The following is a 22,988-nucleotide window of genomic DNA, read 5'->3' as shown; positions in this document are numbered from 1 at the left end:
TTGACTATAGGTTTCTCGCGGGTCTCGAGTTGCAGCTCTCCCGGATTTGTCCGTTCAGCACACCTGGACCACTTGCAGACCGAGAAGTTCGCCGAGTTTTGCGATCTTGCGGGCGATGTGACCGACGCCGACGGCGCAGTGATGCGCCGGCCCCTGCGCGTTCCAGTCCTCCACGAAACGGCGCGCCCCGACATCGAACTTGTAGCGGCTGTTGGTATTCCCGATCTCGAGAATCGGACCAGGCACGGATTGTCCCTCCGCACATAGGAGGACGATCCGGCCCTCACGCTCGATCACGGAAAGAAGCGTCACGGGACCATGCCTGACGGACATTTCGACGCTGATGCCGGAGCCGACCTTGCCGTGATAAACCTTGAGGGGACGTATCTTTGTTCTGCCTTCCGAAACCTTGATGTGCCCCGGTCCGTCATGCCCCATGAGGACGACGTCGTCGTTGAAGTCCATGGCGTAGTATTCGGTGAAGGATCCGCCCGCGCCGAAGGTGTCCATGATCTTCATCGCCTGGGCGTTCTTGATCTCGTACTCGCCCGCGACCGGAATGCCTGCCGCCGTCAGAAGCGAGCAGCCGACGATCACCGATGCGATGAGATCCTCGTATTCATGCCCCGCCATCGATTCGTAATAGTAGGCGAGCGAGCCGAGCTTTTTCTGCTCGGCAAGCTTGCGCAGGGCCACGGCCGTATGCGCTGCCCGGTGCAGTTCGGCGGGATCGCAGTCCGGCTGGATGTCGAACTCGCTCCGGATATTTTCGAGGCAAAGCTCGACCTCCGCCTCGGTCGCCTCGCGCCGGAGCCGGGCGAGCTCGTCGATCTCGACGACCTCGATGTGGGTTCCGAAGGCGGCCGCTTGGGCGGTCAGGTCGGAATAGATGTCGAGCATGCCGTTATAGTACCGGCCCATCACGCCCAGGCGGTTATGTGCCATGACATGGGCGACCCGCGCCGCGTCCATCCAGTCGCCAATCTCCCGGTCGACATGCGGATCGCCGTTGAGCATGCCCGTGATCTGGTGGAACGCGATGCCCGACCGCCGGAACACATTGGCGATTTCCGGTACCGGGCAGGCTCCGCAATGGGCGAGCCAGTCACCGGTCATCTTGGTCCTGTCGCCGAGCGCATTGAAGCTGTGGTAGTCGATCGCGGCCGCAGGCTGAAGATTGAGGATCACCACCGGCACGCGGGCTCGCCGGACCACGGGCAGAACGGTGGACGACAGAGCATAGGTAGTGACGTGAAGGAATATGATATCGACATCGGCCTCGCGAAAGCGGTGACCAGCGTCGTATGCCGCCTCGGCAGAGTCGATGAGGCCCAGGTTCACCACCTCGATGTCGGGTCGGGCCAATTTCTCGGCCATCTGTCCGACATAGCCTGTGAGCCGATCCTCCAGGCTCTCAAACTGGGGCCAGTAAGTGGACAGACCGATGCCGAAGAGGCCCACCTTCAAGATGCGGTCCGTCATGAGCGCCCCGCAACCGCAAGGCAAAGATCATGCTCCGGCAGCAGGCTCGTGCCTGCTGCCCCGTGCGGCGATCGGTTCATCATATCTCCTCCGAGGACCGCGCTCTCCCTGCGGCCATGGCGGCTTCCGTTGCCGACAGCCGAAACTTGCATCCCCGGGTAAACCCTAGCATCGGCCATGCGGATTGACATCATGGTCTTTTCCGCAAAAATGATCAGAAGCATATAAAAAGTGATCCTGAGGGGATGCCTTTGGCGGAGAACTATTTCCTCTATCTGCCCGATAACAGGCTGTGTTCGGCCTGGGGGTGCACGGCAGTATCGACCGGCCATACGAAAATACCTCCGCATTCGATCTACCCGCCGATACGTCATCCCGATGACCACCACTTCGACTGGAAAAGAGGGAGGATCCTCCAGGCCTATCAGGTGATCCTGATCGCGGACGGGCGGGGCATGTTCGAATTCGGACGGCGCGGGAAAACGCAACTGGTGGAAGGCGGATCGATCGTTCTCCTGTTCCCCGGCGTCTGGCATCGGTTTGCTCCGGATCCGGAACTGGGCTGGACGGAGAACTGGATAGAATGCCGAAGCCCGGCATTCGACTTTGCGCGTGCGATCGGCCTAATCGACCCCGCGCGCCCCGTCTTGCCCTCGGGGCCGGAATTCGCCGCCATTTTCGATGAGATTCACGACCGTGCTGTCGAAGACGGTTTGAAAAACCAGCCGGTTCTATCAACGCTCGGCCTGCAATTGCTGGCGCTACTCTCACAGCAGCAGGAAGGCGCCTCCGCTGCTCCTGCGGACCGGCTGGTCGAAAGGGCGCGCGTGCTCTTGATGGAACGCTGTGCGGACCAGATGCCGGTCGAGGAAATTGCCCGCGAACTCGGTGTCAGCTATTCCTATTTCCGGAGGGTATTCAAGGAGAAGACGGGAGCCTCACCCAAGCAGCACCAGATGGCGCTCAGGATCCGGCGGACACAGGACATCCTGACCAATACGGATAAGCCTATCAAGGAAATTGCCGCCTTGCTCGGATTTAGCTCGGCCTTTCACCTGTCGACCCAGTTCCAGGATCTGATGGGATGCAGCCCGTCGGAATACCGGAGGCGATCGGGCAGCCTGGGCGAATGAGGTGCAGCGCGGCAGCCCGGCTCAGATCACCCGCACTTGCGGAATGGCGACGACGAAGCGGCCGTCCCAGGAGCGGATATAGGCGTGGGCGGCGACGATCTCGTCGGTCAGGTTCCAGGGCAGGATGACGACATAGTCGGGTTTTACGGCCTCGATCCTGGCGGGATCGTAGATCGGAATGTGGCTGCCGGGCGAGAGCTTGCCCTGCTTCAGATCGTTGCGGTCGACGATGAAGTCGATGTCCGACGCGGTGAGCCCGCAGACGTTCAGGAAGGTGTTGCCCTTTGCCGCCGCGCCATAAGCCGCCACGCGCTTGTTCTCGCTTCTGGCGTCCGCGAGAAACGCGCGGAATCCATCGCAGACCGAAGCGATGCGCTTGCCGAAGGCGGCGTAGGTGGGCATCTGCGTGAGCCCGACGCTTTCCTCCTCGGCCCGCACTTCTGCGAGCGTCTCGGTCGCCGGTCTCGTTCCGGTCACCGGCTGGGCGTAGACGCGCAGCGAGCCGCCATGGGTCGGCAGTTCCTCGACATCGAAGACCTTCAGCCCGCAAGCGGCGAAGATACGTTCGACGGCCGCGAGCGACAGGTAGGAATAGTGCTCGTGATAGATCGTGTCGAATTGGATGCCTTCGATCAGCCGCAGGAGGTGCGGAAACTCGAAGGTAGCGACGCCGTCCGGCTTCAGGAGGATCGCAAAGCCGCTGACGAAATCGGCGATATCCGGCACATGCGCAAGCACATTGTTGGCGGCGGTGAGATCGGCGCGGATGCCGCGGGCGACGAGCGCGTTGGCTGTGTCGCGGCCGAAGAAGGCGACATGAGTCGGCACGTTGCGGCCTTCGGCGATCCTCGCGGCATTGGCCGCCGGCTCGACGCCGAGCACCGGAATTCGCTTGGCCGCGAAATACTGCAGCAGATAGCCGTCATTCGACGCGACTTCCACCACCTGCGAGCGGCCGTCGAGAGCGAAGCGTTCGGCCATCGCCTCTGCATAACGGCGCGCATGGTCGAGCCAGCTCGTCGAGAATGACGAGAGATAGTGGTAGTCGGCGTTGAAGATTTCGTCGGCCGGGACCGTCTCCGTCGTCTGGACGAGCAGGCATTCGGAACAGACCATCACCTTCAGCGGAAAAGCCTTCTCCCGGGCGATCGCCTCCTCGGTCGGTTCGAGAAACGAGTTGGACCAGGGCGTCGCCCCGAGGTCGGCCACAACGGTTTCAAGCGGGGTCGAGCAGAAGCGGCAGGAGTGGGACATCTTGGGTCAAAGGCCTTTCGTGAATGCTTCTATCTGATCGAGCGTGAGCTGACGCGCAGCTTCGCCGCGACGCCAGCCGTCGTACCAGCGCGCGGTCCACTCGATCGCCTGGCTCTGGGCGAGGCGGGGGCGCCAGGCGAGGGTCTCGCCGGCGAGAGCCGGATCAAGGCCGAGCGTTCGCATCTCGCGCGGTTGCTCGAGCGCCGAGACGTCGTCCCATTCGGGGTCGAGCCCCATCGCGGCCTGCACCGCGTTCGCCACGTCGCGCACGGGGATCGCCTGCTCGGAGGGCGAGGGGCCGAAATTCAGCGCGTCGACATCGCTTTCGCCCTTGAAGAGCGCCTCGGCGAAGAGAAAATAGCCGTTGAGACAATCGAGCACGTGCTGCCAGGGGCGCGTCGCGAGCGGGCTTCGGATATTGAGCCGGGTGCCGGAAAGCGCGGCGCGCACGACGTCGGGCACCAGCCGGTCGGCGGAAAAGTCGCCGCCGCCGATCACATTGCCGCCTCGTGCCGTGGCGACGCGAATGCCGCACTCTCTAAGATAGGCGCTGCGCCAGGTTGCGACGGCAAGCTCGCAGGCTGCCTTGGAGCCCGAATAGGGGTCGTGCCCGCCGAGCGTGTCGCTCTCCCGGAAATGCCGTCCGCTCTCGTCGTTGCGATAGACCTTGTCCGTCGTCACAACGAGAACGGCTTTCACGGAAGGCGTCGCACGGGCCGCTTCGAGCAGCCGGACCGTGCCCATGACATTGACGTCGAAGGTTTCGGCAGGCGCCGCATAGCTTTCGCGGACCAGCGGCTGCGCCGCCATATGCAGGACGATCTCCGGCTCGCTCTTCCGTGCAATCGTCGCAATCGCTTCACCGTCGCGTATATCGCCGAATTGCCCGCCCGGGGCTCCGCTCGGATGCAGCAAGTCATGGAGCGACGGCCGGGAGGCGGGCGGAAGGGCATAGCCGGTCACATGCGCGCCCATCTCTTTGAGCCATACAGCCGCCCAGCTCCCCTTGAAGCCCGTATGGCCGGTCAGCAGGACGCGCTTTCCCGCCCAGAATTCCGGATCAGGGAGACGGCTCACGCCCAGATCTTCCAGGGAGCGCGGTTCTGCTGCCAGAGCTCCTCGAGCTGGGTCTTGTCGCGCAGCGTGTCCATCGGGCGCCAGAAACCGTCATGCGGGAAGGCCATCAGCTGCCCGTCACGCGCCAGGCCCTCGAGCGGCGCGCTTTCGAAGGGGACGTGATCTCCCTCTATGCGGTCGAGCACGGAGCGATTGAGAACGAAGAAGCCGCCATTGATACGGCCGTTGTCGCCGGCCGGCTTTTCGGTAAAGCTCATGACCTGCCCGGCTTCGGTGGCGAGCGCACCATAGCGTCCCGGCGGCACGACGCTCGTCACCGTCGCCTCGCGGCCGTGACGCAAATGGAATTCGGTGAGCGCGCGAACGTCGACATCGGCGACGCCGTCGCCATAGGTCAGGCAGAAGGTATCGCCGAGATAGCCGGCGACACGCTTCAGGCGGCCGCCGGTCATGGATTCCGGTCCCGTATCGACCAGCGTCACCCGCCAGGGTTCGGCACTCTTCGTGTGATAGGCTGTTTCGCCCGTCGCCATGTCGAAGGTGACGTCGGAGGAATGCAGAACGTAGTTGGAGAAGTACTCCTTGATCATGTAGCCGCGATAGCCGAGGCAGATAACGAAATTCGAAAAGCCGTAATGGCTGTAGATCTTCATGATGTGCCAGAGGATCGGGCGCCCGCCGATCTCGATCATAGGCTTCGGCCTGAGGTGGCTCTCCTCCGAAATGCGGGTGCCGTATCCGCCGGCGAGAATGACCACCTTCATGCCCACGACTTTCCCTCTCCATACTGCCTTCGACCGCCATTTCGCGGATTGCCGCGCCGGCGGTTCATTGGAGCATTTTAGCCGCGATTGCAACAATTGCGGTGGCGGGAACCCGTGTCGGCGCCCTGCAACCTAACTCCAAAGGACTAGGGACGGCGACCGCGGGTCTGCTTGCCGGGTGCAGGGCAAAGGCGCAGAATGCCCGCCGCTGGGGGCAATGGTTCACCGCGGGAGGAGCGAATCATGAACGACATGTGCCTCACCAATCTACAAAGCGGAATAACAATGGTCAGCGCCGCGGCAATCGAGGCATTTACCGCGCGCCTTCGCGGGCGCGTCCTGGTTGCGACCGCCGCCGCCTATGACGAGGCGCGCACGATCTGGAACGGCATGATCGACCGTAGGCCCGGGCTGATCGTGCAATGCGCTGGAGCTGCCGACGTCGTCAATGCGGTGCGCTTCGCGGCGGAGAACCAGTTGCTCGTCGCGGTGCGCGGCGGCGGTCACAACATCGCCGGCAACGCGGTCTGCGACGGCGGCATGGTAATCGATCTCACGCCGATGAAGTCGGTTCGGGTCGATGCGACGACGAAGACGGCCTGGGTCGAGCCGGGAGCGACGCTTGCCGATCTGGACATGGAGACGCAGGCCTTCCGTCTTGCATTGCCGACCGGCATCAACTCGACGACCGGTATTGCCGGCCTGACGCTCGGCGGCGGGTTCGGCTGGATCACGCGCAAATTCGGATTGACGATCGACAACCTGCTTTCGGCCGATGTGGTCACGGCGAACGGCGAGCTGGTGCGGGCGAGCCCCACCGAACACCGCGACCTTTTCTGGGCCATCAGGGGCGGCGGCGGCAATTTCGGGGTCGTGACGGCCTTCGAATTCCGCCTGCACGAACTCGGCCCCGAGGTGCTCTCCGGGCTCGTCATCCATCCCTTTGCCGAAGCCGGAAGCGTGCTTCAGCAATATAGGCAGGCGCTCGAAAATGCGCCGGACGAACTCACCTGCTGGGTGGTGATGCGCCAGGCGCCGCCGCTGCCCTTCCTTCCGGCCGAATGGCAAGGCAAGGAGGTCGTCGTGCTCGCCATGTGCTATTGCGGCGATCTCGAAGCGGGCGAGAAGGCGATGGCGGGGCTGCGGGCGATCGGCAACCCGATCGCCGACGTGGTATCGCCGCATCCCTTCGTCGGTTGGCAGCAGGCTTTCGACCCCTTACTCGCTCCGGGTGCCCGCAACTACTGGAAGAGCCACGACTTCATGGAGCTTTCCGATCAGGCGATCGGGATTCTCACCGAATCAATCCGGCAGTTGCCGGGCCCGGAATGCGAGATATTCATCGCCCATGTCGGCGGCGCCGCCGGTCGCGTCGCGCCCGAGGAAACCGCTTTCCCGCAGCGCAACTCGCACTTCGTCATGAACGTGCATGGCCGATGGCGGGACCCCGCGATGGACCAGGCCTGCATCGACTGGGCGAGGCATCTCTTCGAAGCGGCAAAACCCCATGCCGCCGGCACGGCCTACGTCAATTTCATGCCTGAGGATGAGATGGACCGGGTCGAGGCCGCCTACGGCGCGAACTATGGCCGGCTCGTCGAGATCAAGCGGCATTACGACCCGCTCAATCTCTTCCGGATGAACCAGAACGTCCGGCCGATAGAGGAACGCGGGGCGGCCTGAAGCGGGCGGCCTCGTTCGTAAGGCAACACCTGGAGACAGTTCATGAAGGAGGAGACGACCCGCGAAATTCTTCAGCGTGCGGCGGAGCACGCCGCGCATTTCCGCGAGAAAATTGCGGAGCTGCCGCAGCGGCCGGAGCTATCCTACCCCGCCGCCTTGGAGACGTTTCGTGAAACTCTGCCGGAACGGGGAAGCGCCGGTAGCGAAGTGATCGGCGAGCTTGCCGCCAAGGCGGAGCCGGGGCTTCACGCGATGACGGGGCCGCGCTTCTTCGGCTGGGTCATCGGCGGTTCGCATCCGGTCGGGGTTGCGGCCGACTGGATGACGAGCGCCTGGGGCCAGAACGCCGGCAACCACCACGCGGCGCCGGCCGCAGCCGCCGCCGAGGCGATCGCGGCCAACTGGCTGCTCGATCTTCTCGACCTGCCGCGGGAGAGTTCCGTCGGTTTTGCGACCGGGGCGACGCTTGCCAATTTCATCTGCCTTGCCGCAGCGCGCGGAGAGGTGCTGCGGCAGGCCGGATGGGATGTCGAGGCGCAGGGCCTCTTCGGCGCGCCGCCGGTCGCGGTCCTGATCGGCGACGACGCGCATGCGACGGTCTTTTCGGCGCTGCAGTTTCTCGGCTTCGGGCACGACCGCGTCCTTCGCGTCCAGACCGACGACATGGGTCGCATCACCGGGCCGGCTTTTGCCGGGGCAGCGGCGCAGGTCTCCGGTCCCTGCATTGCGATACTGCAGGCAGGACAGATCAATACCGGTGCCTTCGACGACTTCGCCGGCATTATGCCGATTGCCCGGGGTTTGGGCGCCTGGGTTCATGTCGACGGCGCCTTCGGCCTCTGGGCGCGCGCCACTCCCGGAAAGCGCGGGCTCACCGACGGGATCGACGAAGCCCACTCCTGGGCGACCGATGGGCACAAATGGCTGCAGACGCCCTATGACTGCGGATATGCCATCATCCGCGATCAGGAAGCGCATCGCCGGGCGATGACGATCGCCGCGAGCTACCTGCCGCCGACCACCGAAGGTGAACGCGACCCGAGCCATTTCGTGCCCGAACTGTCGCGCCGAGCCCGCGGTTTTGCCACCTGGGCGATGATCAAGCATCTGGGACGCGAAGGCATTGCCGCCATGGTCGACCGGCACTGCCGCGTCGCCCGCGCCATCGCCGAGCGGCTGAGCGGCGAAGACGGCATAAACGTCCTGAACGAGGTAGCCCTCAATCAGGTCCTTGTGCGCTTCGGAGCGGCAATGCCGGGTGAGGAAGGCGACCGGCTGACCCAGGCGACGACCGCCCGGCTGCAGGCCGACGGCATCCTGTTCGCCGGTGGCGCCGTCTGGCGAGGCCGCAAGGTGATGCGGATGTCGGTCATCTCCTGGCTGACAGACGACCGCGCCGGCGAGGTAGCCGCCGGGGCGATCATCGCCGCCTGGCGCGCCGTTCGTGATGGCACTGAGGTGTAAGGCGCTTTTGCCCGGCTCCGAAAGAAGGGCGGCGCGTATCGGAACCTCTCCACGCCCTTGCGGTTAGCAGGCGATGAGGCGGCTGTTCCATGACCGCGGCGAAGCCGCCGCGCCGTGCAAGGACAATGCAGCCGCTACCGCACCCCGACGTGCAACTCGAGGAGGAGCTCACATGTCACCGATGAAATTTCCGACCGTGACGGCTCTTGCCGCCACCATGGCCATCAGCGCCGCAACGGCCGCCGCCGCGCAGGCCCCCGCTCCAATTCCGCCCGCAGGAGAAATGCCGGCCCAGGATCAGGCCATTGAACCCGACTTGCAACCCGGCGATCAGGGGGGCGCTGGAAGCGTCACCCAAGGCGATCAGCCAGACATGATGCGCGAGGACATGATACGCGGCGACGGGAAGCGCGGCGACCGGATGCGGCACCGCGACCGAATGCGGGACATGATGATGCACCGGCAGACGATGCACCGCCAGATGATGAAGATCATGTTCGCCATCACCGATGCGGACAATGACGGCGCTCTTTCCTTCGAGGAGATCAGCACCATTCACAAGCGGGTGTTCGACAAGGTCGATATCAACCGCGACGGCAAGGTCACGCCGGAAGAGATACAGGGATTCTTCCACGATTAGGAAGGCTCCGCTACGCTGAATGAAAGCAGTTTTCCTCGCCGGGGAAGGTTACGGCCGCCCCGGCCCGTCTCGTGGGGGCCCTATGGCATCACTCCAGTTGAAGCGCGTCTACCAGGCGCCGGAGGCGTCCGACGGGACGCGCATTCTCGTCGACCGGCTATGGCCGCGCGGCGTCGCCAAGGAAAAGGCCGGCATCGACCTCTGGCTCAAGGACATTGCGCCCAGCGACGCGCTGCGCAAGCGGTTTCATGGGAAGCCGCAGGATTGGAATGCGTTCTGCGTCGCCTATGCGGAGGAGCTCGAGAGCGGGGCGGCGGGGGCGGCGGTGGCGGAGTTGCGCGAACGGTTGAGTGAGGGGCCGCTGACGCTGCTTTATGCGGCGCGCGACGAGGCCCACAACAATGCGGTTGCGCTGAAGGCGTGGCTGGAGCGGGGAGGGACATAGGCCGCTTAGATCACTATGATTTCAGGTCGGATCGGCCTAAAATCATGGAGGTAATCGATTCTAATAAGCAGGGCGGCACGCGGGCGGAAAACCGCATGCAGTTCTCCTCATCCCGCTCTGAAGACGTGGCCAGTGACCTTCACGGATCATTCGGAGCGTGGTTGCCGGTAGCAGCCCGGCATGCGGTAGCCGCATAGTAGCCATTCCTTGCATTCGCCGTGCCTGATACCGATCTATGCAGTGAAAGCTTCGACCCGTACTCCAACAATAAACCTGGCATACGTCCGCCCGGCCGACCGGCCGCGCCTGCGGAGGCCGCCTTAACGACTAGAGGAGCCAGCAATGCGGGATTCTGCCAAGACCCTGAATGAGATGACGCCTCGCGAGCGCGCAAACCTGATGACCCTCGTCGCAGACGCACTTGAAGCCACCGCGGACGAGGCACAGGAAATCGGCGATGATCGGTTTGCAGCAAACTCGATCAGTCTCGCCAGAATTATCAGCGGTTGCGCCGAAGACGTCGCGACGATGGATTTGCTGGCCGCGGAGCTTCTTTTGCAGCACGGTATCTCGCTGATCGCGCTGTTCCGGCGTGAAGCGCCGCCTGTTCTGCATTAGGTCGTGTGCCTATGCTGGCCAAGCGGACCGGCTGAGAATGTCAGTGAACGCGTTAGCGTGCGGCTCGATCACGGAACTGTGCCCCGGCAGACCCAGGCGACGTTCGCAAAGGAGCGCGGACCGTCGGGCCGGCCGGCCTCGTAGGCGTCGCGCACGGCGGCACCGGTGCGCGCCCGCTCCTCCGCATCAAGCGTTGCCACATATTTTCCGAGCGGCCCTTCGCCGGCGCCAACGGGCGCCCAGTAATCGTCGAAGTTCCCGTAATCCATGCGGATCATCAGCTCGCTTTCCGTAATGTTCGCGAGACCCTGCTCGACGAATGTCCGCTTCATTTCTCCTGGCTGCATCATCGGCTGGAAGCAGTAGCGGGCGCGAAGTCGGCGCCCGCCTTCGCTGAGCGCCGCCACTGTGTCGACCATCATGCGCATACCGGGCATTCCGCCGAGATGGTCCCACACCGCCGCCGCGACGACGCCACCCGGACGCACCACGCGGCGCATCTCGGCCACGGCCTTGCCCGCTTCGGGGACGAAGTGGAGCACGAGAAGGGCGAAGGCGCGGTCGAACGTCCTGTCTTCGAACGGGAGGGCGCAGGCATCCGCTTCTCTTATCTTTATGCGCGGATTGGTGTTGCGCCGGGTCGCCTCCTCCACGAAGACGGGTGAATAGTCGATCGCGGCGATCTCTTTGAGCCTGGCGGCATCCGCGAGCGCGAAGGTGAGACTGCCGGTGCCGCAGCCGACATCCAAGACCTTTTCGCCATCGGCGACGCCGGCAAAGTCTATGAATTTCGGCGCAAGCTTCCGGCTCCAGCGGCCCATAAGCTGCTCATAGCCGGCTGCATCATGCACGTTGAAGCTTGATGTCATCAGGGCCCCCTTCGCCGCGAGTGGTAATCTAGACCTGTGAAGAGGGGTTGCCAAGGCGGCACGCATCACGCGTCCCACTTATCTCAGCGAAGTTCTAGCTAAGCGATTCCCTTGAATGGACCAGGCCGAATAAGCCCCAGCCAGATAAAGAACACGTCGCGATCGGAGCTGCGGCGGACCTGGCCAGTCCATCTGCAACTCTGTTGTGTGGTCACGCCATTTCGCTGTTTGGGGAATGGGGGTTTCCACCGCCCTGGTCATCGTCCGACCACCCATCGTCTGGCCACCAACCCTTCCAGCACCAAGCACCTCTTCCGTCTGCGGCCGCGCCGGATACCGCCGCACCGGCTCAAGCGATCTGCTGAGCTCGGCGCCCTTGGGCGCGCAAGCCTGTTCCAACCCTTTAAAACTAAGCACCTCCGGACGGAAAACCGTTACACATTTTCCTGGAAGTGCTCTACTAAATGTCGGAAAGTCCCGCTTCCTCGATGTCCGCGGCTCCGAGCATCAGGAACTGGTTCAGCAGCCACGCCGCGGCCGGGCCCGGCGGGGTATCCCCGCGCCAGATGCCGCCGAAACGGTAGATGCCCCCTTGTGGTCCGGGATGGAAAGCCGGAGCAGCGCACCACTGCCAGGTCGGGTTGTATGAGTGGGAGAGGCATGTTTCCGCAGCCGATTCCCAGCGCAACCGCGCTGCTTCACGCCAAGATCCGCAAGCCGACGCGGGCTGTGCACGAAAAAATCCCCGCCTGCGGTCCGCTCCATGCGCCCGAGCGGGTGATGGGGTGCCGCCACTGGGGCCATTGATACGGAGCCCGCCGCGATGCACTCACGCCTCGAACGCCGGTCGCCAAGGGACCGGAGATGCCGATGATGGCGTTGTGGTCCAGTACTGCCGCGGTCACCGCCCCGAGCGCCTCGACATGCAGTCGGAGCGCTTCGGCGAAGGCTCGCAGCACCTTTCCCAGCCGCTCCTCGGCAGCATGACGTCGACGGCCATATCCACTTCTACTTCCAGCCCGTCATGCAGGGCCTTGACCTTGGTGCGCAGGCCGTCGATACCTTCGGCGAGCCCATGCGCTTTGGCGAGCACGGCGCGCCCGGCGGCCGTGAGTTGCGGTTTGCGCGTGCCCGTGATCGAATAGTTCAAGGTCCAGCTGCGATTCGAGATTGGCTACACCGTAGGTGATGACCAAGACGGCGTGGTTGAGCTTGCACGCGGCCCCGGCAACGCTTCCGCTATCGACCACCGCCAGAAAGACGCGGAGCTGCTCGAAGGTCGGAGTTCCTAGATTCGACACTTTCCAACCGCGCCACAGGGCGCAGGCCAACCTGGCCGACGACCTAGCAATGTTGGATGTACCGGGTACCTGGGTAGCTCCACGTAAGCCGCTCGCCATCCCTCCTCAAGACTTCTTGCCCCCGGGTTTCTTTTTCTCGAGGCTTCCCTTGAGCGCCGCCATGAGGTCGATGACGTTCCCGGCGTGGACCGGCTCTCCCTCCTTGGCTTTCGGCTTGGCTACCTTCTTCGCCGACTTCCGCTTGCTTTCTATAATTTCGAGCAGCTTTTCCTGAACGGGATCGCTGACCATGTTGGGATTCCACGGTTTGCTGCGCTCTTCGATCAGCGAGGTGACGAGGCTCATCAGTTTCGGATCGTTATCCCCATCGCCGATATCGGCGAAATAGTTCTCCGGCTTGCGCACCTCGTCGCCATAGCGAAGGGTCCATACGACGATGCCTTTGCCGCACGGTTCCAGCATCACGGCTCGTTCGCGGCGGCCGATCACGAGCCGGGAAATGCCGGCGACCTTCTCGGCTACCATGGCGTCGCGGATCACGCTGAATGCTTCGTGGCCGACTTCGTCCGAAGGCGTAAGGTAGTGAGGCTTCTCCAGCCAGATCCATTCGATCGTATCGCGCGGAACGAATTTCTCGATGTCGATCGTCCTCGCACTTTCGAGAGCGACACTCTCCAGCTCTTCGTCCTCGATCACGAGGAAATCGTTTTCACCGCGCTCGTAACCTTTCACCTCGTCGTCTTCGTCGACCTCCTTGCCGGTCACCGCATCGACATACCTGGACACGACGCGGTTGTTGGACGTGCGGTTGAGCGTGTGGAAGCGGACCTTCTCGGACTCGCTGGTCGCCGGCATCATCGAGACGGGGCAGGTGACGAGCGAGAGCTTCAGGTAGCCTTTCCAGTATGGGCGTGGGGGCGCCATCGTTCACCTCCCTAGCTGGCGCGGCGGCGCTGGGCGGGCGCGCTCTTTGCAGCCGTTTTCGTCTTGGTCTTTGCCGCGCTTTCCTTGCCCGCGCGCTTCTTCGAGGCTGCCGGGGGCTTCTTCATCCCTGCGCTTTGGCGGAGCGCCTCGAGCAGGTCATTGGCTTTCGAGACTTTCGGCGGTGCGCGTTTCGGCAGCGACTTGCCTTCGAGCTTGGCCTTGATCAGATCGGCGAGCGCGGCCTCGTAGCGATCGTCGAATTCTTCGGCCGAGAAAGTGCCCTTCTTCATGCCGATGATGTGCTTGGCGAGATCGAGCATCTCGCCCTCGATCTTGATGTCCGGAATCTCCTTGAAGGCCTCCTTAGCGCTCCGGACCTCGTAGTCGAAGTTCAGGGTCGTAGCGATCAGTCCCTTGTCATGCGGTCGAAGCAGAACGGTGCGCATGCGCCGGAAGAGGACCGTTTGGGCGATTGCGGCGACCTTCTTCTTGCGCATGCCTTCCCGAAGCAAGGCAAAGGCATCCGTGCCCATCTTGTCCGGTGTCAGATAATAGGGCTTGTCGAAATAGACCTTTTCGACGTCGTCGCAGGGAATGAATGCCTGGACCCGCAAGGTCTTGTCGCTCTCCGGAACGGCTGAGGCGACTTCCTCCGGCTCGAGCACCACATATCGCTCGTCGCCGATCTCGTAGCCCTTGACCTGATCTTCCTTTTCCACCGGCTTGCCGGAGACGCTGTCAATGAACTCGCGCCGCACCCGGTTTCCGGTCTCGCGGTTGACCGTGTGGAAGGCGATCCGGTCGGAGGTCGACGTCGCGGTATATAGCGCCACCGGCGCAGTGACTTCACCAAATCGGAGATAGCCCTTCCATTGGGCTCGTGCCGAGACTGCCATGGCTAACTCCCTGCATATCCAGGGGAGTCAACCGAATCGCATTCCGCTTTGTTCCGGTACGGGGCAAATCTCTTGAAAGATACGGAGCGAAGCAGAATGGGGATGACGAGGCTTGACAAACGATCGGCTCACAAAGCGTCGTTCAAGAATCTCGTCATCCCCGTTCAGATCAGCCCGCGTCCTTGGCACCGGCGTGTTGAGCAACTGCTGCTCCCAACGGAAGGCGATGCCGCTGCCGGCGGCATGCTGCACGAGCACCTCCGAAAGCTCGGCGGCATGTCCGGGGCCAGCCGCGCTGCCATTCCGCAGCCACCGCCAGCCAGGTCATCATGTTCGCGCCAGCCATGATCATGGGCTGGATGGCGACCTCGTGGGCCTCGACCGAAGTGCCGCCGGACGCATCGGTGACAACCGTCACGTCCCAACTTTCGCCGAGCGCCTGGATCGCCGGCGCAACGCATATCTCGGTCCACAGGCCCGCGAGGATGAGCTGCTTGCGGCCGGTGGCCTTGACCGCGTCCACGACCTTCTCATCCTGCCAGGTGTTGATGAACGTCCGATCGATCACCTCTTGGCCGGGAAACACGTCAGTGATCTGGGGGAAGATGCGGCCGCCCCGATCAGCGATCACGCTCGTCAGAATCGTGGGCACGGCGAAAGCCTTGGCAGCCTTCGCCAGAGCCGCCGCATTGTTGACCAGCATCTGCGGTTCGTGGCTGTTCACGTTTGTGAGCTGATAGGGCTGGTGGTCGATCAGAACGAGGACCGAGTCTTGAGGACGAAGAAGCGAATCAAGTCCGTTACGAGGGTCATGAAGACCTCCTTTCTCCGCCGCTATGGACGGCAATGGGTTTCACGGGAGACATGCGCCAGCGGGCGACGTTGCCTGGACGAAATTTGCTGTTCCTTCTGGTTGCGGCCGGACTCGGCATCGCCTGGCTCCCCGATTGCATCACACACGAATATGTGGCCTCCGGCACGCTCGTTCCGATTATGAGACGCTATCCGCACCTTCGGCAGGCGCGTATGTCGTCCGACCGCCGGGTCAGCACCCCGCTCGCAAAGTCCGGGTCCTCGTAGAAATGCTGATCGAGTACTTCGCACGAAATCCGGACGTTCGAGGTCTCGACCGTTAGAACACGAACAGGGCGAGCCTTATCAACGAATTGCGTTCGACGGTTGCTCCACTGCGAGCCGAATAGGAATTCGGCGATCGGGAGACCAATCCCCGCGTTGGGATGCCGATAGGGCCAACCTGAGGTGGTCTCTCGCACCGGGAACCTGAGCGATAGAATAGCTTGCTATTACTCAAATATTATTTTGGTTTCACGAGTTATAGAGAGGCGCCCAATAACTCATTGTCTGGGCAGCAGGCCGATTGGCCAAATTTCGATGACAACATATTCAGCCGCAAGAGCGCGGTATCTGGGAAATCATGGTCGATCTCAATCAGGGTTTTTCCAATCCGCTTTCCGACGAAGCGCTTTTCACCTGGCACAAGATGCCTGACCGGGGAGGGCGCATTGAAACGATTGGGGCGCACCGCGCCCATAGCGACCCGATGCAGGTGATATCGGGTAGAATCGGCCAGCCCAAAATCTATTTTGAGGCACCCCCATCCAAGCAGATAGATCGATGGCGGCGCCGGCAGCGATAAGGCCTCTTATGCAGGCGCATACGTCGGTGTGGTCGCAAGCTTGGCTAACCCTGCAGGCAGCACCAGCGAGGCGGCGGGCGATGTATCCCGTCGTCCTCGAACCCATCCCATGTTCGGAGATGGGATGAGAAGGGGCTTGCTTTCCAAAACACAAAAGACCCGCGATCCGGGGCCGAGGATCACGGGTTAGCGGTACGCATGATACGAGGTGCGGCTTTATTGGGCGAGGCTCGTCGCCTTCTGCGGTTGGCAACGAGCCTCTGGCCGCCATAAATGAGGCGGCTGCTAACCAGAAGCAAACCACAGATCAGATCCTCCACAGCTATCAGTGTTAACGGGCTCGTCCTTACGGGGAGGAAGAGGGTATCCCCCCTGCGTCTTGGAGCTGAAGCCACAGCCACACATTCATCCAGGAAGGCTTGCTTCAGCCTGATCTTTCGGTTTCGACCAAAAGCGAAATGGGCTCAATCGGTCTTGCGTTCAGAGCCTTTAGATTCTCGGCGGCCTGCGAGCTGCGCTGCAAAGTCCAGCAAATCGTAAGCCGCGCGGTGCGCCGCGATTTCCGAGAGGTCAGAAGCCGGTTCGTCTCGGCCGGCCCATTTCGCATCGCTATCGTCCATGTAGGGCATTGGCCGAAACACAGGAAACCGGAAAAATGGTCGCAACTCTGAAATGGAGGTTTGAATATGACCTCAACACGCTGGTGATCCTGTTCGGCTTTGGCTGCGGCCTCGTAGGGTGGGGCGCGCGACACGGCAGAGGGTGAATGCCAATCAGGATTCGCAGGCAATTCCATCGATGGCCTCGACAAGCGCCTGACGGACGTCTCCCTCCGGTAGATCGATAATCACGAGCCGAATATCGGCGGTGGAGAAGCAGGCGGCCGAAGCGGCTACCTCAATAAAGGCTGTCGAGAACACGCTCAACAGCCTTTCCATCGTTATGCGCGTGATGCGCGAGACCCTGCAGCGGATCGAGGCCAGTCAGCGGGACGGCGCGCAGCTCCGGCGTTAATGCCGGCACTGCTAGTGGTGTAACAGCCACCGTCTGCCGAGATATTCCAACGCTTTCAGGCGGGCGGTATCGCGTTCGTGGTTAACGCCAACCGACTTCCGTCGATATGGAATCGTTCTCTTTGGAGTGTCTGGCGCGGGTTTCTCGTCAGTGGATGCGCTTTCTTCCGGTAGGCTGTGGTCGTCTCGGTCTCGCATCCTTGAAAGTCCTGTAAAGCGTGCGCACCTCAGAGCTTCCCAGAAGGGACGACGCGGGGAGCTCTAAGGCATCACTCACACGAGCGGCAGACGAGAATGCCGCTCCGGGTGACAACTCCAATATGCCTCGATGATTTCGCTCAGCGCTCCGCCTAAGAACCTTTGCCATCGATGAGCCGGACTAAGGTTCGGCCGACATGGACACGAGACTTGCAGACCTAAAACGCAAGCCGCGGCTCCTCATCGAGCTTAACCAGCTCGGATATGAGGTGATCGGGGATGTGCAGCACCTATCCGCAGCCGATGCTCGGTACGGGTGGATGGGACTGCCGACTGCAGTTAGGCCATCGCCCCGGGCCTATGCGAAAACGAAGTCCGCCCTCGAGAAGTTGGCAGCGGTGAGACTGCCGTTGGGATCGTCCACCAGGATGGAGAACGCGTTCCCGGCAGAATTATAGCCCTTCACCAGCACGTCGCCGCCGGTGGCGTCGTAGGCGTAGATCGTACCTGCGGCGCCGGAATTGGAGTACTGCTTGACCCCGAGCCTCTCGATGGCAAGCAAGTCCAGGCCATCCTGAAAATCCATGACGGTATCCTGGCCAGATAGTGCCCCTAAGCCCTTGAAGACAAAGCGGTCGGAATCGGATCCGCCCCAGAGTATGTCGCTTCCCGCGTCGCCTGAGAGAACGTCTCGGCCTGCGTCACCCCGCAGTGTGTCATTGCCAGTGCCGCCAAAAAGGCGATCCTGATGGATGCCGCCGCTCAGATAATCGTCGCCGGCCCCGCTGGTCAGGATGTCATCTCCGTCATCCCCAAAGGCCCGGTCGTTACCGGCCCCCACCGAGATTCTGTCATTGCCGCTGCCACCATGGGCTTCGTCGCTTCCGCCCTCCGAATCCAACACATCGTTGCCGTCGCCGCCATCGAGATAGTTGTTTCCGTTGCCGCCATCGACGATGTCGTCGCCGATGCCGCCATAGACCCGGTCGTTTCCGGATTGGCCCTTTAGAGCGTCGTTGCCCCCTTCGCCATAGATGGTATCGTTGCCGGCGCCACCACCTACCGCCTGCTGCGTCAGCTTGCCCGTTGCGGGGTTCACCCGATTGTTGAAGCCGTCGTCTCCGGACCCAGCAAAAATAATGTCGTCGCCCTCGTCTGCGTCGATGTAATCTTCTCCCGCGCCACCAAAAATCTTGTCGTGTCCCCGACCGCCCAGCATCTGGTCATGGCCATGGCCGCCATCGAGAACGTCGTTGCCTTCCCCGCCGTCAAAGATGTCGTTCCCTATTCCACCCATGAACGCATCGTTCCCGAGGCCGCCGTCGAGCCGATCGTTACCCTCGCCGCCCTCGGCATAGTCATCGCCGACGCCGCCGACGATATAGTCATTGCCATCGCCGCCAAAGATCCTGTCATTGCCGACGCCGCCGTAGAGATAATCGTCGCCTGCATATCCCCATATCTGGTCGTCGCTAAGAAAGCCACGGATGACGTCAGACAGGCTAGTTCCATTGAGGATCATTTCTTCCCTCTAGATTTCGCGGAGCGGTAATTCGTGAGAAGGCTCAAAGTGACTAGCGGATCTTTTAAGGCTTAAAAACAAAGCGCACAATTCGGACAGGTGGACTAGACCACTTGTTTCTTGCTAGCGAAAGTCGAGGGGTGACCGAGCCAGCAGATTAGCCCGCAGACAAAAGCCCGAGGCGAGGGGCCTGGGCCTTCCATCGAGATGGAGTGTAGGGCTGGGGGCCATCCCAAACCCCTTATGGGTTTGTCTGTAATGCTACGGGCGACGGGCGGTGGCTTCAAGAACCTTGTGTGCCGTTCTGGTTAAGTGGTTAAGCGCCTGCCACATTCGGGCAAGAAATGCCTCAAAAAGAGAATTCCGAAGTTTTGCGTCTCGGTTCAGCCTGGCGACCTCTTTTTCGGAGTGTACGAACGAGGTCGACCCGTAACGCGGTGGCAAAGAGCGCCGGCCGTGCTGCAACCGCGTTTCACCTGCTAGTCGGCTTCCGTACCATCCGGCACAATTTCAACGTCCAGCAGAACGTCTCTGGTGACAGCTATCATATGGGCGGTCACGACTATGGCGGCTTTCGTCGCCGGGATCTTTATGAACGACTTCGTCGAGTTCCGGTCGGACACGCGGGCCACATCGAAGACGCGTCTCAACGAGCCATGGACTTACGTTTCTGCCGGAGCATCAGTTATAGGCGCCACTCGGTGGGGCTTGGTTCACTTCATAATGGAACGGGCCCGATGCATTGACTGCAGCATCTACAATGCGAGGCGCGCTCCATAATATAAGAGCCAATGAGACAATAATCGGAAGGGCGGCGGATAGCACATGGGTGTCTGGCCTCCGTGCCGATGCCCTCCGCTGGATAGAAGTAATTGCGGAATTCAGACTTTGTTTCACGCCAGAGAGATCAGTGTCTGCTAAAAGGAAGTCGCGTTCATTGGCCAGTTCGCTGAACTTGCGGGCGACCTCTTGGAAGTTTTCCTGCTCAATGGCAAGCGTTTTCCGTCGTTCTATTAGATATTCTTGAGCATTGCTCTCGATACTCCGAATAATCGCATTGTTCTCTGCGGCAAGCCTATCCAGCAGTGCCGATAGCTTGCTGAGCTTATCGTTAATCTCGTGTGCCTCCTTCGAGAGGGTATCGTTGTACAGATGACGCTTCTCAAGCATGTTTTGGGCGTGTTCAACAGCCCTTCCGACCGCCGCGCTCCTTTCTCCAACCGTCTGGCTCTCGCGCAGCGTCTTCAGAATGAAATGCACCAGGCAATAGAACGTGAACAGCGCTAAACCCAGGATCGTCCACTCCGCTGGAAGCCCCTCAATCTTGAATGGCAGAATGGTGCTGTCGCTCCACTTCGCATAGCCATGCGATATCAGCCCCAATAGCAGGCTCGATAAGAATAGCTCGACTCGGAGCCGTCCATGCCCGGCCGACCAATCGGGCGTCTCTGCTGACATCACCTTTCTCCCGAATTACAACACGACATGCCGTTGCGGGTCATAGATGTGAGTTTCGAGGAAAGCAAAAGGTCCAAAACCGGATCCGCCTAGCCCCGCTTCGGCGGGATTCTTTTCTGCCCTAGGGTAGATACTTTCTCCCAACAGTAAGGTGAATCATGGCTCGGGAAACCCTTTCCGTCGCCCTCGAACTCATGTTCGGGGATGAGAAGAGAAGGGGGCTTTTGCTTCCAAAACACAAAAGACCCGCGATCCGGGGCCGAGGATCACGGGTCAGCTGTACGCACGCCACCAGGGAGTATTTGGGCGAGGCTCGTCGCCACCCCCCGGTTAGCAACGAGCCTCCGGCCGCCGTAAATGAGGCGGCTGCTAACAGAAGCAAACCACAGATCAGGTCCTCCAACCATTCAGCTATCAGGCTTAACGGGCTCGTCCTTACGGGGAGGAAGAGGGTATCGCCTGCGTGCTGGAGCTGAAGCCACACCCACACATTCGTGCAGCCATTCGCCCTTCAAGCTTAATCCACAATCCAGAAAATTTTGGGCACGAGGGCGGCTATTCGATCGCCTGCGTCAGGCGCTCCCCGGGCGAGGCCCGGTCGCAGGAGGCAGGCGCCAGGCCTCTAACCGCCCCGTCCGCTCGAGACGGCGGGACGCCTGCGCGGCGTTACCACAATGCGCCGGCAGTCTCCATTCGCCCATTCGGGCTAAGTCAACTCTCAAACATTCCAATCAGGAGAAACCGATGAGCGCCATCACCGCTCAGCGTTGTTCGGCTGGCGGTCGGCGGTGTGGACCTATTCCACGGCCGAGCTGGGGAAGGTGCTGGCCGGCGAGCGCGCGCAGCCGAGCGCTGAGGAGTTCATCGCCGAACTGCCGGCGTTCGAATGGCCGTCTTAACACCACCGATCGCTCTTCTCTCCGTCCAGCATCGCGTTCGCATCATCCTCAATGCCGCGGCAGATTTGCTCATATTCCGCCAACAGCTCCTCGCGGCACGGGACTTCTTTGCGGAGCTTGTCCACCATCAATGCAGTGACCTCGTAGGTTCTGCAAAGGCTTTGGAAAGCCGGCGTCCGGGTCCTCGGGATTATGTCGCGATGCCGAGGCAGAGCGAGCCGGAGGCGTGCTCGGCCCGCCCTGATTAGGGGGATCCCAGAGTTCATCTGCTCTCGCAGCATGTCATCTTCGTCGGGATGGCTGCTGCTCCCATTAAATTCGTTCATCGCGGTTCTCTCTGAGGCAGTCGCCGAAGCTTTTTCGAAGATGCCGAACGGAGATCGTAGGAAGAAGTTCCGTGAAGCATTCCGACCCCATCAGGTGAGGTCCTCTATCGCCTCCAGGGCGAGGTCTTTTCAAGCAAGAAAGGAAATCAGATGGACAAAACCGTGCCACCCGGCGCGGCGATCCTGCTCGACTTCATCCGTGAAACGGAAGTTGGGCCGAGCTCAATTTCCTTTCCAACAGTACGATGAAAAGTGGCTCAACAAGATCTTCGTCGCCCTCGAACCGGGCACGAGGGCGGCCATTACAGTCGCAAGGCGAGTCCGGTGCAGTGGGTGCTCGTTTTCACGCAGCCAAGCGTCGAAGATTTCACGGCCGAGCTGCCGGCGTTTCAACGGCCGCAGTTGTAGGGGTTGGGTCTCGCGCCCATTCGGCGACAGCAATCGCTGAACTGAGCAATACCGCGGGAAGCGCCAGCGCAGCGAGGAACCTGATCACGCTCGTCCGATGAGATCGCTTGCCGTTCCGATCGTAAGACATTGTGCTTGCCTCTTCGTGAACCGAACGACAGCTCCGGCTCAACCATATGGGCACGGTTTCCGATGCTGGTCGAGTGAATTTCTCGCCATCGCTGTTGAGATCTGTCCATCAGACCAGGCGGGAATTTAGCTACTGGGTTCTTTGAGCATGCGCATCAGTAACCCTTTCAGTTCCGGCTCCTGCACACGTCTGGCGGCCTCCACTGGGGACAGCCACGCCACCTGCCTCTCTCCTTGCTCCGGGAACTTGTGGTGCAGTTCGTCCACCTTCAGCCTGAATACCTCAACGATCGATGCTGTTTTGTGTCCGTCGTCGAGAGTTTTTAAATAGGTGAAATACCCAAGTGCTCGCTTCTTCGCTTTTCCAGCTACGCCAGCCTCTTCCCACGCTTCTCTTTCAGCTGCCTGGTGTGGTTTCAGGTTCTTGATGGGCCAGCCTTTCGGGATCGTCCACCGACCCGAAGCGCGAGTTGTGATCAACAAAACCTCAACGGCGCCCATTTGGTTGGTTCGGTAACAGATTGCTCCGATCTGATGGGCGGCGCCATCCTTTGTTAGGGTGCTCGCATGTGGCGCAAGTCTCGCGAGGTAGCGTTCGGTTTTTTTCATGACGCATCCTCTATCTGCACCAGATAGAGCACTTCGAAATCCAAATAGAGCGTTTGCCAGAGAGGCGTTTATTCACCCTGCAGAAGTTCCATGAATGCTCCGTCTTTGCACCCAATGGAGCAGAAACGCCTTCACAAGTCGAGCTTGAAGGTCGGTGCGCAGATTCAAACCGTCCAAACCCCAAAAGGGAAATTCAGATGGATAAGACCGTGTCCCCGG

At 61.4% G+C, this 22,988-nt stretch carries 17 protein-coding genes and 5 pseudogenes; 8 read left to right on the top strand and 14 right to left on the bottom strand.

The window, feature by feature from the left end:
- Positions 1 to 54 precede the first annotated feature (54 nt).
- The gene (locus PZL22_RS02325; RefSeq protein WP_003526201.1) at positions 55 to 1,482 is read right to left on the bottom strand and encodes an arabinose isomerase; all 1,428 of its coding nucleotides are present in this window, start codon (positions 1,480 to 1,482) and stop codon (positions 55 to 57) included.
- A gap of 245 nt (positions 1,483 to 1,727) precedes the next feature.
- Between PZL22_RS02325 and PZL22_RS02320 the strand changes: the two genes are divergently transcribed.
- The gene (locus tag PZL22_RS02320) at positions 1,728 to 2,615 is read left to right on the top strand and encodes a helix-turn-helix domain-containing protein (RefSeq protein ID WP_284718440.1); all 888 of its coding nucleotides are present in this window, start codon (positions 1,728 to 1,730) and stop codon (positions 2,613 to 2,615) included.
- A gap of 21 nt (positions 2,616 to 2,636) precedes the next feature.
- Here the strand turns inward: PZL22_RS02320 and PZL22_RS02315 are convergent, their stop codons facing one another.
- The 3 genes from PZL22_RS02315 to rfbF are packed head-to-tail and all read right to left on the bottom strand — an operon-like array spanning position 2,637 to position 5,710.
- Entirely contained in the window at positions 2,637 to 3,869 is a 1,233-nt protein-coding gene (locus tag PZL22_RS02315) for a class I SAM-dependent methyltransferase (RefSeq protein ID WP_003526197.1), read from the bottom strand.
- 6 nt (positions 3,870 to 3,875) lie between these two features.
- The gene (gene rfbG, locus PZL22_RS02310) at positions 3,876 to 4,946 is read right to left on the bottom strand and encodes a CDP-glucose 4,6-dehydratase (RefSeq protein WP_003526196.1); all 1,071 of its coding nucleotides are present in this window, start codon (positions 4,944 to 4,946) and stop codon (positions 3,876 to 3,878) included.
- The gene (rfbF, locus tag PZL22_RS02305; RefSeq protein WP_003526195.1) at positions 4,943 to 5,710 is read right to left on the bottom strand and encodes a glucose-1-phosphate cytidylyltransferase; all 768 of its coding nucleotides are present in this window, start codon (positions 5,708 to 5,710) and stop codon (positions 4,943 to 4,945) included. The genes rfbG and rfbF overlap by 4 nt, the downstream gene beginning before the upstream one ends.
- A 243-nt stretch (positions 5,711 to 5,953) precedes the next feature.
- Between rfbF and PZL22_RS02300 the strand changes: the two genes are divergently transcribed.
- The 5 genes from PZL22_RS02300 (at position 5,954) to PZL22_RS02280 (ending at position 10,560) form a co-directional block, all read left to right on the top strand.
- Positions 5,954 to 7,393 (top strand): FAD-binding oxidoreductase, encoded by a 1,440-nt coding sequence (locus PZL22_RS02300; protein WP_003526194.1) that lies wholly within the window; start codon positions 5,954 to 5,956, stop codon positions 7,391 to 7,393.
- A 42-nt stretch (positions 7,394 to 7,435) separates the two neighbouring features.
- Positions 7,436 to 8,857 (top strand): pyridoxal phosphate-dependent decarboxylase family protein, encoded by a 1,422-nt coding sequence (locus tag PZL22_RS02295; protein WP_284718439.1) that lies wholly within the window; start codon positions 7,436 to 7,438, stop codon positions 8,855 to 8,857.
- A 172-nt stretch (positions 8,858 to 9,029) separates the two neighbouring features.
- Positions 9,030 to 9,497, top strand: coding sequence for an EF-hand domain-containing protein (locus PZL22_RS02290; RefSeq protein WP_003526192.1), 468 nt, complete (start codon positions 9,030 to 9,032; stop codon positions 9,495 to 9,497).
- 82 nt (positions 9,498 to 9,579) lie between these two features.
- Positions 9,580 to 9,942 (top strand): DUF488 domain-containing protein, encoded by a 363-nt coding sequence (locus tag PZL22_RS02285; RefSeq protein WP_003526191.1) that lies wholly within the window; start codon positions 9,580 to 9,582, stop codon positions 9,940 to 9,942.
- Positions 9,943 to 10,284: 342 nt separating this feature from the next.
- The gene (locus tag PZL22_RS02280; RefSeq protein WP_003526190.1) at positions 10,285 to 10,560 is read left to right on the top strand and encodes a hypothetical protein; all 276 of its coding nucleotides are present in this window, start codon (positions 10,285 to 10,287) and stop codon (positions 10,558 to 10,560) included.
- A 68-nt stretch (positions 10,561 to 10,628) separates the two neighbouring features.
- Here PZL22_RS02280 and PZL22_RS02275 read toward each other — a convergent pair whose 3' ends face one another.
- The 5 genes and pseudogenes from PZL22_RS02275 to PZL22_RS02255 form a co-directional block, all read right to left on the bottom strand.
- On the bottom strand, positions 10,629 to 11,429 hold the full coding sequence (locus PZL22_RS02275) for a class I SAM-dependent methyltransferase (protein ID WP_284718438.1): 801 nt from the start codon (positions 11,427 to 11,429) through the stop codon (positions 10,629 to 10,631).
- A 460-nt stretch (positions 11,430 to 11,889) separates the two neighbouring features.
- Positions 11,890 to 12,730, bottom strand: a pseudogene (locus tag PZL22_RS02270) (LysR family transcriptional regulator).
- 105 nt (positions 12,731 to 12,835) lie between these two features.
- Positions 12,836 to 13,654: a non-homologous end joining protein Ku gene (gene ku / locus PZL22_RS02265; RefSeq protein WP_003535354.1), complete on the bottom strand. Its 819-nt coding sequence runs from the start codon at positions 13,652 to 13,654 to the stop codon at positions 12,836 to 12,838.
- A gap of 11 nt (positions 13,655 to 13,665) precedes the next feature.
- Positions 13,666 to 14,550: a non-homologous end joining protein Ku gene (gene ku / locus PZL22_RS02260; RefSeq protein ID WP_003535355.1), complete on the bottom strand. Its 885-nt coding sequence runs from the start codon at positions 14,548 to 14,550 to the stop codon at positions 13,666 to 13,668.
- Positions 14,551 to 14,730: 180 nt separating this feature from the next.
- Positions 14,731 to 15,397: pseudogene (locus tag PZL22_RS02255) on the bottom strand (isochorismatase family protein); the annotation flags it as partial.
- 68 nt (positions 15,398 to 15,465) lie between these two features.
- Between PZL22_RS02255 and PZL22_RS02250 the strand changes: the two are divergent.
- Positions 15,466 to 15,686: pseudogene (locus tag PZL22_RS02250) on the top strand (LysR substrate-binding domain-containing protein); the annotation flags it as partial.
- Positions 15,687 to 16,612: 926 nt separating this feature from the next.
- Here PZL22_RS02250 and PZL22_RS02245 read toward each other — a convergent pair.
- Positions 16,613 to 16,827: pseudogene (locus PZL22_RS02245) on the bottom strand (hypothetical protein).
- Between the two features lie 35 nt (positions 16,828 to 16,862).
- Between PZL22_RS02245 and PZL22_RS02240 the strand changes: the two are divergent.
- Positions 16,863 to 17,221, top strand: a pseudogene (locus PZL22_RS02240) (hypothetical protein).
- 555 nt (positions 17,222 to 17,776) lie between these two features.
- Here the strand turns inward: PZL22_RS02240 and PZL22_RS02235 are convergent.
- The 4 genes from PZL22_RS02235 to PZL22_RS02225 all read right to left on the bottom strand — a co-directional run bounded on the left by PZL22_RS02235 (position 17,777) and on the right by PZL22_RS02225 (position 22,769).
- On the bottom strand, positions 17,777 to 18,940 hold the full coding sequence (locus PZL22_RS02235) for a calcium-binding protein (protein WP_003535367.1): 1,164 nt from the start codon (positions 18,938 to 18,940) through the stop codon (positions 17,777 to 17,779).
- A 681-nt stretch (positions 18,941 to 19,621) separates the two neighbouring features.
- Positions 19,622 to 20,398, bottom strand: coding sequence for a hypothetical protein (locus PZL22_RS02230; protein ID WP_003535371.1), 777 nt, complete (start codon positions 20,396 to 20,398; stop codon positions 19,622 to 19,624).
- 895 nt (positions 20,399 to 21,293) lie between these two features.
- The gene (locus PZL22_RS31535) at positions 21,294 to 21,623 is read right to left on the bottom strand and encodes a hypothetical protein (protein WP_003535376.1); all 330 of its coding nucleotides are present in this window, start codon (positions 21,621 to 21,623) and stop codon (positions 21,294 to 21,296) included.
- A gap of 663 nt (positions 21,624 to 22,286) precedes the next feature.
- A complete protein-coding gene (locus PZL22_RS02225; protein WP_003535378.1) occupies positions 22,287 to 22,769 on the bottom strand; it encodes an NUDIX hydrolase in 483 nt (160 codons plus the stop codon).
- Positions 22,770 to 22,988: the final 219 nt, after the last annotated feature.

Source organism: Ensifer meliloti, assembly GCF_030064585.1.
Taxonomy (GTDB): Bacteria; Pseudomonadota; Alphaproteobacteria; order Rhizobiales; family Rhizobiaceae; genus Sinorhizobium; species Sinorhizobium meliloti.
Note: the sequence above shows the minus strand (reverse complement) of the source record. Positions and strands in the feature narration are given on the sequence as shown.

Bases quoted from the DNA above. Each gene is read 5' to 3' on its own strand.
- PZL22_RS02325 (WP_003526201.1), bottom strand. From the start codon at position 1,482: ATGACGGACCGCATCTTGAAGGTGGGCCTCTTCGGCATCGGTCTGTCC.
- PZL22_RS02275 (WP_284718438.1), bottom strand. From the start codon at position 11,429: ATGACATCAAGCTTCAACGTGCATGATGCAGCCGGCTATGAGCAGCTT.
- PZL22_RS02230 (WP_003535371.1), bottom strand. From the start codon at position 20,398: ATGTCAGCAGAGACGCCCGATTGGTCGGCCGGGCATGGACGGCTCCGA.
- PZL22_RS02285 (WP_003526191.1), top strand. From the start codon at position 9,580: ATGGCATCACTCCAGTTGAAGCGCGTCTACCAGGCGCCGGAGGCGTCC.
- PZL22_RS02290 (WP_003526192.1), top strand. From the start codon at position 9,030: ATGTCACCGATGAAATTTCCGACCGTGACGGCTCTTGCCGCCACCATG.
- PZL22_RS02300 (WP_003526194.1), top strand. From the start codon at position 5,954: ATGAACGACATGTGCCTCACCAATCTACAAAGCGGAATAACAATGGTC.
- ku (WP_003535355.1), bottom strand. From the start codon at position 14,550: ATGGCAGTCTCGGCACGAGCCCAATGGAAGGGCTATCTCCGATTTGGT.
- PZL22_RS31535 (WP_003535376.1), bottom strand. From the start codon at position 21,623: ATGAACGAATTTAATGGGAGCAGCAGCCATCCCGACGAAGATGACATG.
- rfbF (WP_003526195.1), bottom strand. From the start codon at position 5,710: ATGAAGGTGGTCATTCTCGCCGGCGGATACGGCACCCGCATTTCGGAG.
- PZL22_RS02225 (WP_003535378.1), bottom strand. From the start codon at position 22,769: ATGAAAAAAACCGAACGCTACCTCGCGAGACTTGCGCCACATGCGAGC.
- PZL22_RS02315 (WP_003526197.1), bottom strand. From the start codon at position 3,869: ATGTCCCACTCCTGCCGCTTCTGCTCGACCCCGCTTGAAACCGTTGTG.
- PZL22_RS02280 (WP_003526190.1), top strand. From the start codon at position 10,285: ATGCGGGATTCTGCCAAGACCCTGAATGAGATGACGCCTCGCGAGCGC.
- ku (WP_003535354.1), bottom strand. From the start codon at position 13,654: ATGGCGCCCCCACGCCCATACTGGAAAGGCTACCTGAAGCTCTCGCTC.
- PZL22_RS02295 (WP_284718439.1), top strand. From the start codon at position 7,436: ATGAAGGAGGAGACGACCCGCGAAATTCTTCAGCGTGCGGCGGAGCAC.
- PZL22_RS02235 (WP_003535367.1), bottom strand. From the start codon at position 18,940: ATGATCCTCAATGGAACTAGCCTGTCTGACGTCATCCGTGGCTTTCTT.
- PZL22_RS02320 (WP_284718440.1), top strand. From the start codon at position 1,728: ATGCCTTTGGCGGAGAACTATTTCCTCTATCTGCCCGATAACAGGCTG.